This is a genomic window from Streptomyces sp. R-07 (assembly GCF_049913175.1).
GTDB lineage: Bacteria > Actinomycetota > Actinomycetes > Streptomycetales > Streptomycetaceae > Streptomyces.
Genome location: NZ_CP183978.1, coordinates 1,914,557 through 1,931,488 on the forward strand (window position 1 = coordinate 1,914,557; position 16,932 = coordinate 1,931,488).

Consider the following 16,932-nt stretch of genomic DNA (forward strand, 5'->3'; position numbering starts at 1 on the left):
CGGAGCCGGCCCATGGGTGAGCAGCAGCACGTGAAGTTCCCGCAGGAGGTCATCGACGAGTACGCGGCGCTGGGCGTCGACCTCCCGGCGCTCTTCTCGGCCGGGCACCTCGGGAACCGGATGGGTGTGCAGATCGTGGAGGCCTCGGCCGAGCGGGTCGTGGGCACCATGCCGGTGGAGGGCAACACCCAGCCGTACGGGCTGCTGCACGGCGGCGCGTCGGCGGTGCTCGCCGAGACGCTGGGCTCCGTCGGCTCGATGCTGCACGGCGGGATCTCGAAGATCGCCGTGGGCGTCGACCTCAACTGCACCCATCACCGCGGCGTGCGCAGCGGTCTGGTGACCGGCGTGGCGACCCCGGTCCACCGCGGGCGGACGACCGCCACGTACGAGATCGTGATCAGCGACGAGCAGGGCAAGCGGGTCTGCTCGGCGCGGCTGACCTGCCTGCTGCGCGAGATCGACGCGAAGGACGCGGGCAGCCTGCCGCAGGCGGGGCGGCCGAACGGCTCCTGAGGTCACCGGACCCCTCGACGGGGGCGGCGCGCGAAAGCGTGCCGCCCCCGTCGGCGCGTCCGGGCGGATTCCCGCCGGAACGTCCGGACCCACCTCTGCCGGAACATCCGGGTCCGCGTCCGCCGGCCCGGCCGGCCCCACCGGCGTGCCCGCGCCGACCCTCACGGATCAACTTCCTGCGGCGCGCCCGAGCCGCCCCTCACGAACCAACTCCCGTACCGTGCGGCCCTCTTGCCCCACGTCGACACACCCGCTTCACTGGCGAACCTCCCCCACAGGAGAACACCCGATCCACTCACACACCGAGGGGTTCTTCGTGACCGCCGTTCGCACCACCTCCGCGTTGACCGCCGTCACCGCCGCCGCCTGCGCCGCCGTTCTCGCCACCGCGATCCCGGCCACGGCGATCAACTCGTACAACGCGACCCCCGCCCCCGAGCGCACCGAGGTCGGCGCGCTCGTCGCGACCTGGGACAACGACGACGACCCGGCGACCCCGGACCGCGTCGACTGGGTCTGCTCCGGCACCATGGTCGACGCCGACACCTTCCTGACCGCCGCCCACTGCACGACGGACTGGCCGGCGAACGTCCGCTTCTACGTCTCCCTCGACCAGGACGTCCAGACCGGCCTGGACCGGGCGGCCGCCGAGCACCCGGGCGACCCCGCCGCGGTGGCCCGGAGCGTGGCCGTCGAGGGCACCGCCCACAGCCACCCCGCCTACCCCGGCCCGGCCTCCGACACCCATGACATCTCGGTGATCGAGCTGCCCGCCGCCGCCGTGAAGGCCCGCTGGTCCTTCACCCCGGCCACCCTCCCCCGCGCGGGCGCCCTCGACGCGCTCGGCCCGCAGGGACTGGACGACACCTCCTTCCTGGTCGCCGGTTACGGCACCGAGGAGGCCGCGCGCGGCCCCGGCGGCCAGACGCACCCGGGCGGCGGTGTCCGCATGAAGGCACCCGTCTCCTTCGACGCGCTCAACAGCGCCTGGGTCCGGCTCGCGATGACCGCGCCCCAGGGGAACGGCGGCGCGTGCTACGGCGACTCGGGCGGCCCCAACTTCGCGACGCTGAACGGGAAGCTGACGCTCGCGGCCACCACGATCACCGGCGACACGCCCTGCTACGCGACCAATGTGGCCTACCGCCTGGACACTCCCGGTGCGCGTGACTTCCTGAAGTCGTACGTCCGCCTTCCCTGATCTCCCGGCGGCGGCTCCGCCCACCCTGCGTCCACGTCCCACCCCACTTCTCGTCACGCTGAGTGATCTTCTCGCGGGGTGGGACAGGGGGTCGGACCGAGCCGCTCCGTCCGCTCAGGTTTCTGCCACTGTCCGATATCCGGAGAGTCCGCTGAGCGGACCGTCAGTACCAAGAATCGCTCAAGCCCCTTAGCGGAACTGCACGTTCTCAGCATGTGAACACCGCATTACAGACCGCTATGCCCCGGTTTTCCCCTCCGACGCGCACACTCTTTCCCCCTCGGCATAACAAGACAGTCACATCCTTCCCTCCGCGCTCCCCGACCCTCCCCACCTGCGCTTAGAGTCACGGCCAGTCACCGCGCCGCCGGGCGCGTCCTACTGCACGGCCCTGTACCAACCCAGTACGGCCCGGCGTTCCGAAACGGCACCCTCGCTTTGCAGCTTCACGGCACCGCCTCATTCCGAGGGGGCCGCGCCAGGGAAAGGACCCTTCGTGCGAAACCGTTCGTTGCTCATACTCACCACCGCGGTCACCGCGGGAGCGCTCACGCTCACCGCCTGTGGTTCGCGTGACGACAAGGGCGGCGCCGAGAACGGCGACAACGGCAACGTCACCGTCACCATCGGTCTCGACGCTCCCCTGACGGGTGAGCTGTCCGCCCTCGGCCTCGGCATCAAGAACTCCGCCGACCTCGCGGTCAAGACGGCCAACAAGAAGAGCTACGTCAAGGGCGTGACCTTCAAGCTGGAGTCCCTGGACGACCAGGCGCAGCCCTCGTCCGGCCAGCAGAACGCCACGAAGTTCGTCGCCGACAAGTCCGTCCTCGGCGTCGTCGGCCCGCTGAACTCCGGCGTCGCCGAGTCCATGCAGAAGGTCTTCGACGACGCGAAGCTGGTGCAGGTCTCCCCGGCCAACACCAACCCGTCGCTGTCCCAGGGCCCGAACTGGTCCTCCGGCGACAAGAAGCGCGGCTACAAGTCGTACTTCCGCACCGCCACCACCGACGCCATCCAGGGCCCGTTCGCGGCCCAGTACGTCTTCAAGGACGCCAAGAAGACCAAGGCGTTCATCATCGACGACAAGAAGACCTACGGCGCCGGTCTCGCGGGCACCTTCAAGGGCGAGTTCGAGAAGCTCGGCGGCAAGGTCGTCGGCACCCAGCACATCAACCCGGACACCAAGGACTTCTCCGCGGTCGCCACCCAGGTCAAGAGCTCCGGCGCCGACGTCGTCTACTACGGTGGCGAGTACCCGGCCGGCGGCCCGCTGGCCAAGCAGATCAAGGCGGCCGGCGCGAAGGTCACCGTCGTCGGCGGCGACGCGATCTTCAGCCCCGAGTACGTGAAGCTCGCCAGCCCGGCCGCTGCCGAGGGCGACTTCGCCACCTCGGTCGGCGCGCCGATCGAGTCCCTCGGCTCCGCCAAGGACTTCCTGGCCAACTACAAGGCCGAGAACTACAAGGAGGCCTACGAGGCCTACGGCGGCTACGCCTACGACTCGACCTGGGCGATCATCGAGGCCGTCAAGAAGGCCGTCGAGGGCAACAACGGCAAGGTCCCCGAGCGCGCCAAGGTCGTCGAGGCCATGCAGGGTGTCTCCTTCGAGGGTGTGACCGGTTCGGTCGCCTTCGACGAGTTCGGTGACACCACCAACAAGCAGCTGACCGTCTACAAGGTCGAGGGCGGCGCGTTCAAGCCCGTCAAGTCCGGCACCTTCGGCGGCTGATCCTCAGCACCACCCCACTCAGCACCACCTTCACCGCGCGGGGGCGCCACACCAGGCTCCCCGCGCGGTGTCACATCCGTCGAAAGTCTCGGAGGACAATGCGGTGAACGAACTGCCGCAGCAGCTGGTCAACGGCCTGCTACTGGGATCCATGTACGGGCTCGTCGCCGTCGGCTACACGATGGTCTACGGCATCGTCCAGCTCATCAACTTCGCCCATGGCGAGATCTTCATGACCGGCGGCTTCGGGGCGCTCACGGTCTGGCTCATCCTGCCCGGCGGCACGAGCATGTGGGTCGCACTGCCCCTCATGATCATCGGTGCCGTACTGATCGCGACCACCATAGCCGTCGGGGCGGAACGGTTCGCCTACCGTCCGCTCCGTGGTGGCCCCCGTCTCGCCCCCCTCATCACGGCCATCGGTCTCTCCCTCGCCCTGCAGCAGGCCGTCTGGGCCTGGTACCCGGAGGCGAAGTCCGCCCGGACCTTCCCGCAGATCCCCGGCGGCCCGATCGAGTTCGGCTCGGTCACCATCCAGACCGGCGACGTCTTCCTCCTGATCGCCGCCCCCGTCTGCATGGGCTTCCTCGCCTTCTTCGTCATGCGCACCCGCACCGGTCGCGGCATGCAGGCCACGGCGCAGGACCCGGACACCGCGAAGCTCATGGGTGTCAACACCGACCGGATCATCACGATCGCGTTCGCGCTCGGCGCCGCGTTCGCCGCGGTCGGCGCCGTCGCCTACGGCCTCAAGTACGGCGTCGTCGACTACAAGATGGGCTTCCTCCTCGGGCTCAAGGCCTTCACCGCCGCGGTCCTCGGCGGCATCGGCAACATCTACGGCGCCATGATCGGCGGTGTCGTCCTCGGCATCGCGGAGACCTTGGCGACGGCCTACATCGCCCACATCCCCGGCATGCAGCAGCTCGGCGGCCAGTCCTGGGCCGATGTCTGGGCCTTCGTACTCCTCATCGTCGTACTCCTCGCCCGGCCACAAGGCCTGCTCGGCGAGCGCGTCGCGGACAGGGCGTGAGCACCATGACCACCATCTCCGAGAACCCCACGGCACCCGCGGCCGAGCCCGCGCCGGCCGAGGCGACCGGCCTCATCGGCTTCGTCCCGGTCCGGATCGCCCGCGCCCTCACCCTGGGCGGCGGCGTCCTCACCGTCGCCAGCTGCTTCCTCGCGTGGACCTGGACCGCCCGCTTCCCGGGCGACCTCACGGTCTACGGCTACCCGGGCGGCCTCCAGCTCCAGGTCCTGGTCGCGGGCCTGCTCACCACGCTCTTCGCCCTCTCGTCCTACGGCGTCAAGGGCACCCGCTGGCTGACCCCGGCCGGCGCCGACGCGGCCGTCAAGCTCGCGGCGCTCGCCGCCTTCGCCACGACCTGGTACACGGTCGCCGCCATCAGCATCACGCTCGGTGGTCCGGTCAACCTGGAGCCGGGCGGCGCGGTCGTCGCGCTCGCCACCCTGCTCGCCCTGCTCGGCGCCCTCTCCCTCCCCTACGAGCGGCCGAAGACGCTGCCCGTGGACCCCGAGGACACCGGCTGGGACCAGTTCAAGCACCGTGCCGGCAACGGCTGGACCAACTTCAAGGCCGCCTTCGCCGCCACCGGTCCCGTTCGCCGACTGCCCGCGCTGCACTCCTCCGTCGAGATCCTGATCATCGCGGGCGTCCTCGCCGTCGCGCTCGGCGTCTTCACCTACGGTGTCGGCACGGAGTACGACGAGCTGTTCATCGGCTTCCTGATCACGGCCGGCCTCGGCTTCGCCGCGGTCAACAAGGCGGGCCTCGTGGCGCAGGCCACGCAGCTCACCGGCAAGCACCAGAACCTGTCCATCGCGGGCGCGTTCACCGCCGCGGCGCTCTTCCCCTTCACGCAGACCGACGACCAGTACGCGACGCTCGGCGTCTACATCCTGATCTTCGCCACGGTCGCCCTGGGCCTGAACATCGTCGTCGGCCTCGCCGGTCTCCTCGACCTCGGTTACGTCGCCTTCCTCGGCGTCGGCGCCTACGCGGCCGCCCTCGTCTCGGGCGCCCCGACCTCCCCGTTCGGCGTGCACTTCCCCTTCTGGGCCGCCGTCCTGGTCGGCGCGGGAGCCTCCCTGGTCTTCGGTGTCCTCATCGGCGCCCCGACCCTGCGACTGCGCGGCGACTACCTCGCCATCGTCACCCTCGGTTTCGGTGAGATCTTCCGCATCACGGTGATGAACACCGACGGCACCTCCGGTCCCGACATCACCAATGGTTCGAACGGCATCTCGTCGATCCCGAACCTCGACATGTTCGGGTTCGACTTCGGCGCCGAGCACTCGATCGTCGGCTTCACCATCGGCCGCTTCGCGAACTACTTCTTCCTCATGCTGCTGATCATGGCGGTCGTCGTGCTGGTCTTCCGGCGCAGCGGCGACTCCCGCATCGGCCGCGCCTGGGTCGCCATCCGCGAGGACGAGACCGCCGCGCTCGCCATGGGCATCAACGGGTTCCGGGTCAAGCTCATCGCCTTCGCGCTCGGCGCCTCGCTCGCCGGCCTCGCCGGGACCGTGCAGGCCCACGTCACCTACACGGTGACCCCGGAGCAGTACCTCTTCGCCGGTCCCATCCCGCCCAACTCCGCCTTCCTGCTCGCGGCCGTCGTCCTCGGCGGCATGGGCACCATGAGCGGTCCCCTGGTCGGCGCGTCCCTGCTGTTCCTCATCCCGAACAAGCTCCAGTTCATGGGCAGCTACCAGCTCTTCGCCTTCGGCGTCGCGCTGATCCTGCTCATGCGCTTCCGCCCGGAGGGCATGATCGCCAACCGGCGCAACCAGCTGGAGTTCCACGAGAACGACGAGACGCCCGCCACGCTCGCCAAGGCAGGTGCCTGAACCATGACGACCACCACCGACAAGGCCGAGGCCACCACCGAGCCGGCCGCCACCGAGACCGTGCTCGACGCGCGCGGGGTCACCATGCGCTTCGGCGGCCTCACCGCCGTGCGCGATGTGAACCTCACCGTGAACAGCGGCGAGATCGTCGGTCTCATCGGCCCCAACGGCGCCGGCAAGACCACCTTCTTCAACTGCCTCACCGGTCTCTACGTCCCCACCGAGGGCGAAGTCCGGTACAAGGGCACGGTCCTGCCGCCCACGTCCTTCAAGGTCACCGACGCGGGCATCGCCCGGACCTTCCAGAACATCCGGCTCTTCCACAACATGACCGTCCTGGAGAACGTCCTCGTCGGACGTCACACCCGGATGAAGCAGGGCCTCTGGTCCGCGCTGCTCCGCCTGCCGAGCTTCAAGAAGGCCGAGGCCGAGGCGGCGGAGCGGGCCATGGAACTCCTGGAGTTCATCGGCCTCCAGGACAAGGCGCAGCACCTCGCCAAGAACCTCCCGTACGGAGAGCAGCGCAAGCTGGAGATCGCCCGCGCCCTCGCGAGCGACCCCGGTCTGATCCTGCTCGACGAGCCCACCGCCGGCATGAACCCGCAGGAGACGCGGGCGGCGGAGGAACTCATCTTCAAGATCCGGGACATGGGCATCGCCGTGCTCGTCATCGAGCACGACATGCGGTTCATCTTCAACCTCTGCGACCGGGTCGCCGTGCTCGTCCAGGGCCAGAAGCTGATCGAGGGCGACAGCGCGACCGTCCAGGGCGACGAGCGGGTCATCGCCGCGTACCTGGGCGAGCCGGTCGAGTCGGACGCGGCCCCCGCGGCGGCTCCGGCTCCGGCGGACGAGGAGGCCGCGGAGACCCCCGAGGCCGACGAGACCCCCGAGGACGAAGAGACCGACCAGGCCGAAGAGACCGAAGAGGCCCCGGCCGACGAGGCCGACGACGCCCCCTCGGACGACGCCCCGGCCACCGACGAGGCCCCGGCCGACGAGGAGCCCTCGGAGGACACCCCGCACGACCCTGCTTCGGGCAAGGAGAACGACGCATGACCGCACTGCTCGAAGTCGAGGACCTGCGCGTCGCCTACGGAAAGATCGAGGCCGTCAAGGGCATCTCCTTCTCCGTCGACGCCGGTGAGGTCGTCACCCTCATCGGCACCAACGGCGCCGGGAAGACCACCACCCTGCGGACCCTCTCCGGGCTCCTCAAGCCGGTCGGCGGCCAGATCAAGTTCGAGGGCAAGTCCCTCCGCAAGATCCCCGCGCACAAGATCGTCTCGCTGGGTCTGGCCCACTCCCCCGAGGGTCGGCACATCTTCCCCCGGATGACGATCGAGGAGAACCTCCTCCTCGGCGCCTTCCTCCGGAAGGACACCGCCGGCATCGCCAGGGACGTCCAGCGCGCCTACGACCTCTTCCCGATCCTGGGCGAGCGTCGCAAGCAGGCGGCGGGCACGCTCTCCGGCGGTGAGCAGCAGATGCTCGCGATGGGCCGGGCGCTGATGTCCCAGCCGAAGCTGCTCATGCTCGACGAGCCCTCGATGGGTCTCTCGCCGATCATGATGCAGAAGATCATGGCGACGATCGCCGAGCTCAAGGCCCAGGGCACCACGATCCTGCTCGTCGAGCAGAACGCCCAGGCCGCGCTCGCCCTGGCGGACCACGGTCACGTCATGGAGATCGGCAAGATCGTGCTCTCCGGCACGGGTCAGAACCTGCTCCACGACGAGTCCGTCCGCAAGGCGTACCTCGGCGAGGACTGATCGCCCCTTCAGACGGAAGGCCCGCCCCGCAGCGTCGCGGGGCGGGCCTTCTTCGTACGTACCTTCGGGGCTACTGCCCCTTGGCCGCCTTCTTCTCCTCGGCGTCCTCGATGACGGCCTCGGCGACCTGCTGCATCGACATGCGGCGGTCCATCGAGGTCTTCTGGATCCAGCGGAACGCGGCCGGCTCCGTCAGCCCGTACTGGGTCTGCAGGATCGACTTGGCGCGGTCGACCAGCTTGCGGGTCTCCAGGCGCTGGGAGAGGTCGGCGACCTCCTGCTCCAGGGCGCGGAGCTCCGCGAAGCGGGAGACGGCCATCTCGATGGCCGGCACCACGTCGCTCTTGCTGAACGGCTTCACCAGGTACGCCATGGCGCCGGCGTCCCGGGCCCGCTCGACGAGCTCGCGCTGCGAGAAGGCGGTCAGCATGAGGACCGGGGCGATGGACTCGCCGGCGATCTGCTCGGCGGCCGAGATGCCGTCGAGGACGGGCATCTTCACGTCGAGGATGACGAGGTCGGGACGGTGCTCGCGGGCGAGCTCGACGGCCTTGGCGCCGTCCCCGGCCTCGCCGACGACCGTGTAGCCCTCTTCCTCCAGCATCTCTTTGAGGTCGAGGCGGATGAGGGCCTCGTCCTCGGCGATGACGACACGGGTCGTCAGCGGCGGGACGTGCGACGCATCGGCGTCGTCGGCGGGCTGGGGCGACTCGGGGGCGGTCACGGGGGCTCCTCGTTGCGGGGCAGATCTGCTGCCCATGAGCCTACCTAGCTGCGGTATGGTGGACGCGCGCAGGGTCTAGGGAAACCTTTGATTCAGCGAGCCCCGGTAGCCCAATTGGCAGCAGGCAGTGGATTCAAAACCCACACAGTGTCGGTTCGAGTCCGACTCGGGGCACTTTTCCTTCGATTCAAAGTTGATCACCCCGCACTGGTCGTCACTCACACGTGCGAATGCTGCCGATTCGCACCACAGCCCGAGATGGATGAGTCCAGGCTCAGGCGCATGTACGACATCGAGACACGTCAGCACGCCATCGCCCTGGTCGCCGGTGGCCGCAGCCTCAACTCCGTAAGCAGGCAGACCGGCATCTCACGTTCCGCGTTACGCGCCTGGCAGACACGCAAGGACCCGCTTCCGCACCCCAACGGGCGCGGTTCCACCTGCCCGAGATGTCGCCCGTTCCCCGGCCTGCCCGACGACCCGGCGGCGTACGCCTACCTGCTGGGCCTGTACCTCGGAGACGGATGCATCAGCGACCATCCCCGGGGCGGCCGACTCCTCCGCATCGCCTGTGCGGACGCCTGGCCGGGGCTCATCGAGGCATGCCGCGCGGCGATCCTGGCAGTTCGCCCCGAGGGCAGCGTCTGTGCCCTTCAAAAGCAGGGGTGCGTCATGGTCACCAGCTATGGCTGGCATTGGACGTGCCTGCTCCCCCCAGCACGGGCCGGGAAAGAAGCACGAGCGGGTCATCGCGCTCGAACCCTGGCAGGAGGAGATCGTCGAGGCCCATTCATGGGCGTTCATCCGGGGGCTGGTGCACTCCGACGGATCCCGGATCGTCAACTGGACGGAGAAGACGATCGCCGGGCGGATGAAGCGCTACGAGTACCCCCGGTACTTCTTCACGAACACGTCGGACGACATCGTGCGGCTGTACACGGGAGCCCTCGACCGGATCGGGGTCGCCTGGCGGAGCCGACGCCGGGCGACGGGCGCGCAGGACGTCTCGGTCGCGCGCCGCACGTCCGTCGCGCTGATGGACACCCACGTCGGGGCGAAGTTCTGATACGTCAGCCCGTCATCGAGTCACCGATGTGGTGGACCCGGACCAGGTTCGTCGAGCCCGCGACGCCCGGCGGGGAGCCGGCCGTGATGACCACGACGTCGCCCTTCCGGCAGCGGCCGATCCGCAGCAGCTCCTCGTCGACCTGGGCCACCATCGCGTCCGTGGAGTCCACGTGCGGGCCGAGGAAGGTCTCGACGCCCCAGGTGAGGTTGAGCTGGGAGCGGGTGGCCGGGTCGGGGGTGAAGGCCAGCAGCGGGATCGGCGAGCGGTAGCGGGAGAGCCGCTTGACGGTGTCGCCGGACTGGGTGAAGGCCACGAGGAACTTGGCGCCGAGGAAGTCGCCCATCTCGGCGGCCGCGCGGGCCACGGCGCCGCCCTGGGTGCGGGGCTTGTTCCGTTCGGTGAGGGGCGGGAGGCCCTTGGCGAGGACGTCCTCCTCCGCGGCCTCGACGATCCGGCTCATGGTGCGGACCGTCTCGATCGGGTAGCGGCCGACGCTGGTCTCGCCGGAGAGCATCACGGCGTCGGTGCCGTCGATGACCGCGTTCGCCACGTCGCTCGCCTCGGCGCGCGTGGGGCGGGAGTTGTCGATCATCGAGTCGAGCATCTGCGTGGCGACGATGACCGGCTTGGCGTTGCGCTTGGCCAGCTTCACGGCGCGCTTCTGGACGATCGGCACCTGCTCCAGGGGCATCTCGACGCCCAGGTCGCCGCGGGCGACCATGATGCCGTCGAAGGCGGCGACGATCTCGTCGATGTTCTCGACGGCCTGCGGCTTCTCGATCTTGGCGATGACGGGCAGCCGGCGGCCCTCCTCGTCCATGATCCGGTGCACGTCGTCGATGTCCCGGGCGCTGCGGACGAAGGAGAGGGCGATGACGTCGGCGCCGATGCGCAGCGCCCAGCGCAGGTCCTCGATGTCCTTCTCGGAGAGGGCGGGGACGGAGACGGCGACACCGGGCAGGTTGAGGCCCTTGTGGTCGGAGACCATGCCGCCCTCGATCACCCGGGTGCGCACGCGGGGGCCGTCGACGGAGGTGACCTCCAGGGTGACGCGGCCGTCGTCGACGAGGATGCGCTCGCCCGCGGTCACGTCCTCGGCGAGGCCGGAGTAGGTCGTCCCGCAGCAGTGGCGGTCGCCTTCCATCGGCTCGACGGTGATGGTGAACTCGTCGCCGCGTTCAAGGAGTACGGGCCCCTCGCGGAAGCGGCCGAGGCGAATCTTCGGGCCTTGAAGGTCGGCGAGGACGCCGACGCTGCGACCGGTCTCGTCCGCGGCCTCGCGCACGTGCTGGTAGCGCTTCTCGTGGTCGGCATAGCTGCCGTGGCTGAGGTTGAAGCGGGCCACGTCCATTCCGGCCTCGATCAACGCCTTGATCTGGTCGTATGTTTCGGTGGCGGGCCCAAGGGTACAAACGATTTTCGCTCGGCGCATGAGTCGAGCCTAGGCCTTACCCATCAGTAGGAAATTGGCTCGGCATGACTACTCAACAACCTTTCCGTGAAAGGTTGTTGACAAGTCTTGAATCTGTGCGCCGGGGTGCTCCGATGAGCGACTTTCGCGCCCCCCGGGCGTCTGTCTCAGAGTGCGGGCGGCCGCATCGTGAACCGTGCGACGACCTCGGCCGTGACCGTCTGCCGCTGCGGTTCGAGGTCCAGCGGCGCGGCATCGCCGACCCCCTCCGCCGAGTAGGCCACGGCCGCCCCCGCGAAGGCGGCGCGCCGGGGCATCGGAAGCTGGTCGGGACCCGCGTCCGACAGTTCGAGGAGTGAGGCGAGCGTGGTGCCGAGCGCTTCCGCGTAGGCGCGCGCCCGCTGGACCGCCTCCTCGACCGCGAGCCGGCGCGCCTCCGCGTACGCCGGGGAGGCCGGCCGCAGCTCCCACCACGGGCCGTCGACGCTCGTGAGGTCCAGGTCGGCGAGCCGGGTCACCAGCTCGCCGAGCACCGTGAAGTCGCTCAGCTCGACCGTGACCCGCACCCGGCCCCGGTAGGCGTGCACCCGCTCCCCGCGCCCCTTCCGGGTCAGCTCGGGGGAGATGGAGAAACTGCCCGTCTCCAGCTTCTCCACCGCCGCCCCCTGCGCCTTGATCAGGTCGAGGACCTGGGTGTTGCGCCGGGTCAGGTCGGCGAGGGTCGCCGACCGGTCCGCCCCCCGGGCGGACACGGTCACCCAGAACCGGGCCAGCTCCGGGTCGACGTCGAGACGGCCCTCGCCACGGACCGTCACCTGGGGCGCGTCCGGGGTCGCGTGTTCCTGCGTCACGTCCTGTTCCTCCGTGTTCGGCAGCGATCGTCCACCGAACACTTTCCCACTCCGTAACCCGAAAGGACTGTTGCCGACGTGCCGTCTGAGCCAGAATCTACGCGCGTTGTGCGCCGTGACCGGCGCACACGTCACAGAACCACAAGGGGAGAAACACATGCCGCTGAACCGCAGGACGTTCCTGGAGCGCTCGGCCGCCGCCGGGGCCGGAGTGGCCGTCGCCGGAGCCGTCGCCGTTCCCGCCGAGGCCCACGGCCCCGGCCGCCCGCGTCCGCAGAAGCGGTACTCCTTCACCGTGATGGGCACCACCGACCTGCACGGCAACGTCTTCAACTGGGACTACTTCACGGACAAGGAGTTCGACGACAAGGCGCACAACGACGTCGGCCTCGCCAAGATCTCCACCCTGGTGAACCAGGTCCGCGCGGCGAAGGGCGAGGGCAACACCCTCCTCATCGACGCCGGCGACACCATCCAGGGCACCCAGCTGTCCTACTACTACGCCAAGGTCGACCCGATCACCCAGACCGGCGGCCCGGTCCACCCGATGGCCCAGGCCATGAACGCCATCGGCTACGACGCCGCCGCGCTCGGCAACCACGAGTTCAACTACGGCATCCCGGTGCTGCGGAAGTTCGAGGAGCAGTGCGACTTCCCGCTGCTCGGCGCCAACGCGCTCGACGCCAAGACCCTGCGCCCGGCCTTCGCCCCGTACAGCATGCACTGCCTGCGCACCCCGCACGGCAAGGACGTCAAGGTCGCGGTCCTGGGCCTGACCAACCCCGGCATCGCCATCTGGGACAAGGCGAACGTCACCGGCAAGATGGTCTTCCCGGGTCTCGAGGAGCAGGCCGCCAAGTGGGTGCCGAAGCTGCGCTCCATGGGCGCCGACGTCGTGATCGTCTCGGCGCACTCCGGCTCCTCCGGCACCTCCTCGTACGGTGACCAGCTCCCGTACATCGAGAACGCCGCCGGGCTCGTCGCCGAGCAGGTGCCGGGCATCGACGCGATCCTCGTCGGCCACGCGCACACCGAGATCCCCGAGTACCGGGTGACGAACAAGGAGACCGGCAAGGACGTCGTGCTGTCCGAGCCGCTGAAGTGGGGCCAGCGCCTCACCCTCTTCGACTTCGACCTGGTGTGGGAGAAGGGCCGCTGGGTCGTCGAGAAGGCCGGCGCGCAGGTCCTCAACTCCAACGCGGTCGCCGAGGACCCGGAGATCACCGGGCTGCTCGCCGACGAGCACAAGAAGGTCGTCGCGTACGTCAACCAGGTCATCGGCACCTCCACGGCGGCCATGACGACGGCCGACGCGCCGTGGAAGGACGAGCCGATCATCGACCTGATCAACATCGTCCAGGCCGAGACGGTGAAGGCGGCCCTCGCGGGCGGCGCGTACGCCGGGCTGCCGGTGCTCTCGCAGGCCTCCTGCTTCTCCCGCACGGCCCGGATCCCGGCCGGCGAGATCAGCATCAAGGACGCCGCCGGGCTCTACCCCTTCGAGAACACCCTGGAAGCACGTCTGCTGACGGGCGCCCAGCTGAAGGACTACCTGGAGTACTCGGCGAAGTACTACGTCCAGACCCCGGCGGGCGCGCCCGTCGACACCGCGAAGCTCACCAACGCGGACAGCACGCCGGACTACAACTACGACGCCGTGTCGGGTCTGACGTACGACATCGACATCGCCAAGCCGGCCGGGCAGCGGATCGTCGGCCTGTCCTTCGAGGGCAAGCCGCTCGACCCGGCGGCGAAGTTCGTCCTCGCGGTGAACAACTACCGGGCGAACGGCGGCGGCGCGTTCCCGCACGTCGCGGGCGCCCAGCAGCTGTGGGCGAACTCGGACGAGATCCGCAACACCATCATCCAGTGGGTGAAGGCGAAGGGGACGGTCGACCCGGGCACCTTCGCGTCGGTGGACTGGAAGCTGACCCGGGACGGCGTGCCGGTCTTCTAGCAGGTCAGTGCTGTACGAGAGGCGTCAGCTTCCGGTCCTGGGCCGGAATGCCCGGCGCCTCTCGCGTCTCCAGGCCGAAGCTGGTGAAGGCGGTGCGGCGCGGCAGCGGGTACGGCTCCTTGCCGGTGACCGAGTTGAGGATGGTCGCGCTGCGCCAGGCCGCGAGGCCCAGGTCGGGGGCACCGACGCCGTGGGTGTGGCGCTCGGCGTTCTGCACGTACACCGAGCCGGTGACGGAGGGGTCGAGGACCAGCCGGTACCGCTCGTCGACCCGCGCGCGCCCGGCCGAGTCGTGGCGCAGATACGGGTCGAGGCCGGCGAGCATCCGGTCCACCGGGCGCTCCCGGTAGCCGGTCGCGAGGACGACGGCGTCGGTGGTGAGCCGGGAGCGACTGCCCTGCTGCACGTGCTCCAGGTGGAGTTCGACCTGGGTGGTGGCGACCCGGCCCGCGGTGCGGACCCTGACGCCGGGGGTGAGGACGGCGTCCGGCCAGCCGCCGTGCAGGGTGCGGCGGTAGAGCTCGTCGTGGATGGCGGCGATGGTGTCCGCGTCGATGCCCTTGTGCAACTGCCACTGCCGGGGCATGAGTTCGCCGCGCACGGGCTCGGGCAGGGCGTGGAAGTAGCGGGTGTAGTCGGGGGTGAAGTGCTCCAGGCCGAGCTTGGAGTACTCCATCGGGGCGAACGCCTCGGTCCGGGCCAGCCAGTGGATGCGCTCGGCGCCGGCGGGGCGGGCCCGGAGCAGGTCGAGGAAGATCTCGGCGCCGGACTGGCCGGAGCCGATGACGGTGACGTGCCCGGCGCGCAGGAGCGTCTCGCGGTGGGTCAGGTAGTCGGCGGAGTGGATCACCGGGACGCCGGGGGCGTCGGCGAGCGGCCGGAGCGGCTCGGGGACGTACGGCTCGGTGCCGACGCCCAGGACGACGTTCCGGGTGTAGGCCCGGCCCAGGGCCTCGGCCTCGCCGTCCGCGTCGACCTGCGTGAAGTCGACCTCGAACAGGCGCCGCTCGGGGTTCCAGCGGACGGAGTCGACCTGGTGGCCGAAGTGGAGCCCGGGGAGCCGCTCGCTGACCCAGCGGCAGTAGGCGTCGTACTCGGCGCGCTGGATGTGGAACTTCTCGGCGAAGTAGAAGGGGAAGAGGCGCTCGCGGCTCTTCAGGTAGCTGAGGAAGGTCCAGGGGCTGGCCGGGTCGGCGAGGGTCACCAGATCGGCCAGGAAGGGCACCTGGAGGGTGGCGCCGTCGAGGAGGAGCCCGGGGTGCCAGTGGAAGGCCGGCCGCTGCTCGTAGAAGGTGGCGGCCAGGCCGCCGGGGACGCCGTGCGCGAGGGCGGCGAGCGAGAGGTTGAAGGGGCCGATGCCGACGCCCACGAGGTCGTGGGGCTGATCGAGGTCCTGCTGGGGGGTGCTGCCGGTCATCGGTGCGTGCTGCCTTCCACGAGGGTGAGGATCTCTGCGAGATCGCCGGGGGTGGTGTGGGGGTTGAGCAGGGTGGCCTTGAGCCAGAGGCGGCCGTCGGCCTTCGCCCGGCCGAGGACGGCGCGGCCCTCGGCGAGGAGGGTGCGGCGGATCGCCGCGACGGTCTCGTCGGTGGCGCCGGTGGGCCGGAAGAGGACGGTGGTGAGGGTGGGACGGTCCTTGAGGTCGAGACCGGGGGCCTTCTCCACCAGGTCGGCGAGGTCCCGGGCGAGGTCCATGCACGTGTCGACGAGCGCGCCGAGGCCGGTGCGGCCGAGGGCCCGGAGGGTGACGGCGGTCTTGAGGACGTCGGGACGGCGGGTGGTGCGCAGGGAGCGGCCGAGGAGGTCCGGGAGGCCGGCCTCCGTGTCGTCGTCGGCGTTGAGGTAGTCGGCGGTGTGGCCGAGGACGGCGAGATCGGCCGCGTCGCGTACGGCGAGGAGGCCCGCGGCGGCCGGCTGCCAGCCGAGTTTGTGCAGGTCGACGGTGACGGTACGGGCCCGGTCGAGGCCGTCCAGGAGCCGGCGGTGGGTACGGCTGAAGAGGACGGGACCGCCGTACGCCGCGTCGACGTGGAGCTCGGCGCCGTGGGCCGCGCAGACCTCGGCGATCGCGGGGAGCGGGTCGACGAGGCCCTCGTCGGTGGTGCCGGCGGTGGCGGCGACGAGGACGGGCCCCTGTTCCGTGCGGGCCAGGGCCTCGGCAAGCGCCGCCGGGTCCATCGTGCCGTGCGGGGTGGGCACGATGGCCGGCTCGGGCAGGCCGAGGAGCCAGGCGGCGCGCCGGAAGGAGTGGTGGGCGTTGGCCCCCACGAGGGTCCGCACGCTTCCGTGCCGCTCCCGGGCGAGGAGCAGGGCGAGCTGGTTGGACTCGGTGCCGCCGGTGGTGACGAGCGCGTCGGGGTGTGCCGCGTCCGGGAAGACCTCGGCGGCGAGGGCCGCCGTGACCTCGGCCTCCAGGGCGGAGGCCGCGGGCGCCTGGTCCCAGGAGTCCAGGGACGGGTTCAGCGCGGAGGCCGCCAGATCGGCGGCGGCGGCGAGCGCGAGGGGTGGGGTGTGGAGATGGGCGGCGCAGAGGGGGTGGGCGGGGTCGGCGGCGCCCTCCGCCAGGACCCGGACGAGGGTGCGGAGCGCCTCCGCGGCGCCTCGGCCCGTCTCCGGTAGCGGCTCCCCGAGGGCGTCCCGCACCCGCGTGACGACCGCCTCGGGCCCTCCGGCCGGCAGCGGGCCGCCCCTGGCCTGCGCTCCTTCGCGGAGAGCGTCGAGGGCGGTGCCCAGGAGGCGGCTCAGGGCGGCGGGGTCGGCGGCGAGGGGTGGGGGTGCGGCACGCATGGACGACAGGGTGACGGGCCCTGCGGGGTGCTGTCCGGGGA

Annotated in this window: 13 protein-coding genes, 1 tRNA gene and 1 pseudogene; 10 read left to right on the forward strand and 5 right to left on the reverse strand. The window is 70.4% G+C overall.

The features are described 5' to 3' along the window. The first annotated feature begins 12 nt into the window (after window positions 1–12). The 7 genes from ACN9M0_RS08575 (at window position 13) to ACN9M0_RS08605 (ending at window position 8,092) form a co-directional block, all read left to right on the forward strand. On the forward strand, window positions 13–516 hold the full coding sequence (locus ACN9M0_RS08575) for a PaaI family thioesterase (protein WP_426403380.1): 504 nt from the start codon (window positions 13–15) through the stop codon (window positions 514–516). A gap of 316 nt (window positions 517–832) precedes the next feature. Continuing rightward, window positions 833–1,717 carry a trypsin-like serine protease gene (locus tag ACN9M0_RS08580; RefSeq protein WP_426403381.1) on the forward strand — a complete coding sequence of 295 codons (885 nt, stop codon included), beginning with the start codon at window positions 833–835 and terminating at the stop codon, window positions 1,715–1,717. 496 nt (window positions 1,718–2,213) lie between these two features. Next, window positions 2,214–3,446: a branched-chain amino acid ABC transporter substrate-binding protein gene (locus ACN9M0_RS08585; protein ID WP_366037180.1), complete on the forward strand. Its 1,233-nt coding sequence runs from the start codon at window positions 2,214–2,216 to the stop codon at window positions 3,444–3,446. A 103-nt stretch (window positions 3,447–3,549) separates the two neighbouring features. Further along, complete coding sequence (locus ACN9M0_RS08590) at window positions 3,550–4,479, forward strand: branched-chain amino acid ABC transporter permease (protein WP_366037179.1); 930 nt, start codon at window positions 3,550–3,552, stop codon at window positions 4,477–4,479. Between the two features lie 5 nt (window positions 4,480–4,484). Beyond that, window positions 4,485–6,320, forward strand: a complete 1,836-nt coding sequence (locus ACN9M0_RS08595; RefSeq protein ID WP_366037178.1) for a branched-chain amino acid ABC transporter permease — start codon at window positions 4,485–4,487, stop codon at window positions 6,318–6,320. 3 nt (window positions 6,321–6,323) lie between these two features. Continuing rightward, the gene (locus ACN9M0_RS08600; protein WP_366037177.1) at window positions 6,324–7,379 is read left to right on the forward strand and encodes an ABC transporter ATP-binding protein; all 1,056 of its coding nucleotides are present in this window, start codon (window positions 6,324–6,326) and stop codon (window positions 7,377–7,379) included. Beyond that, window positions 7,376–8,092, forward strand: a complete 717-nt coding sequence (locus ACN9M0_RS08605) for an ABC transporter ATP-binding protein (RefSeq protein WP_366037176.1) — start codon at window positions 7,376–7,378, stop codon at window positions 8,090–8,092. Before ACN9M0_RS08600 ends, ACN9M0_RS08605 begins: the two co-directional genes overlap by 4 nt. Before the next feature lie 70 nt (window positions 8,093–8,162). Here the strand turns inward: ACN9M0_RS08605 and ACN9M0_RS08610 are convergent, their stop codons facing one another. Further along, window positions 8,163–8,816, reverse strand: coding sequence for an ANTAR domain-containing response regulator (locus ACN9M0_RS08610; RefSeq protein WP_399696422.1), 654 nt, complete (start codon window positions 8,814–8,816; stop codon window positions 8,163–8,165). 99 nt (window positions 8,817–8,915) lie between these two features. Here ACN9M0_RS08610 and ACN9M0_RS08615 point away from each other — a divergent pair. Continuing rightward, a tRNA-Leu gene (locus tag ACN9M0_RS08615) sits at window positions 8,916–8,990 on the forward strand. A gap of 108 nt (window positions 8,991–9,098) precedes the next feature. Beyond that, window positions 9,099–9,882: pseudogene (locus ACN9M0_RS08620) on the forward strand (transcriptional regulator). 4 nt (window positions 9,883–9,886) lie between these two features. Here the strand turns inward: ACN9M0_RS08620 and pyk are convergent. Beyond that, complete coding sequence (gene pyk, locus ACN9M0_RS08625; protein ID WP_426403382.1) at window positions 9,887–11,317, reverse strand: pyruvate kinase; 1,431 nt, start codon at window positions 11,315–11,317, stop codon at window positions 9,887–9,889. A gap of 146 nt (window positions 11,318–11,463) precedes the next feature. Then, a complete protein-coding gene (locus tag ACN9M0_RS08630; protein WP_366037173.1) occupies window positions 11,464–12,147 on the reverse strand; it encodes an SIMPL domain-containing protein in 684 nt (227 codons plus the stop codon). A 157-nt stretch (window positions 12,148–12,304) separates the two neighbouring features. Here ACN9M0_RS08630 and ACN9M0_RS08635 point away from each other — a divergent pair, with 157 nt between their 5' ends. Then, the gene (locus ACN9M0_RS08635) at window positions 12,305–14,104 is read left to right on the forward strand and encodes a bifunctional metallophosphatase/5'-nucleotidase (RefSeq protein ID WP_426403383.1); all 1,800 of its coding nucleotides are present in this window, start codon (window positions 12,305–12,307) and stop codon (window positions 14,102–14,104) included. A gap of 4 nt (window positions 14,105–14,108) precedes the next feature. Here the strand turns inward: ACN9M0_RS08635 and ACN9M0_RS08640 are convergent, their stop codons facing one another. Together ACN9M0_RS08640 and ACN9M0_RS08645 are read right to left on the reverse strand one after the other, a co-directional pair. After that, complete coding sequence (locus tag ACN9M0_RS08640) at window positions 14,109–15,521, reverse strand: lysine N(6)-hydroxylase/L-ornithine N(5)-oxygenase family protein (RefSeq protein ID WP_366037171.1); 1,413 nt, start codon at window positions 15,519–15,521, stop codon at window positions 14,109–14,111. Then, window positions 15,518–16,891, reverse strand: a complete 1,374-nt coding sequence (locus ACN9M0_RS08645) for a pyridoxal phosphate-dependent decarboxylase family protein (protein WP_426403384.1) — start codon at window positions 16,889–16,891, stop codon at window positions 15,518–15,520. Before ACN9M0_RS08645 ends, ACN9M0_RS08640 begins: the two co-directional genes overlap by 4 nt. Window positions 16,892–16,932: the final 41 nt, after the last annotated feature.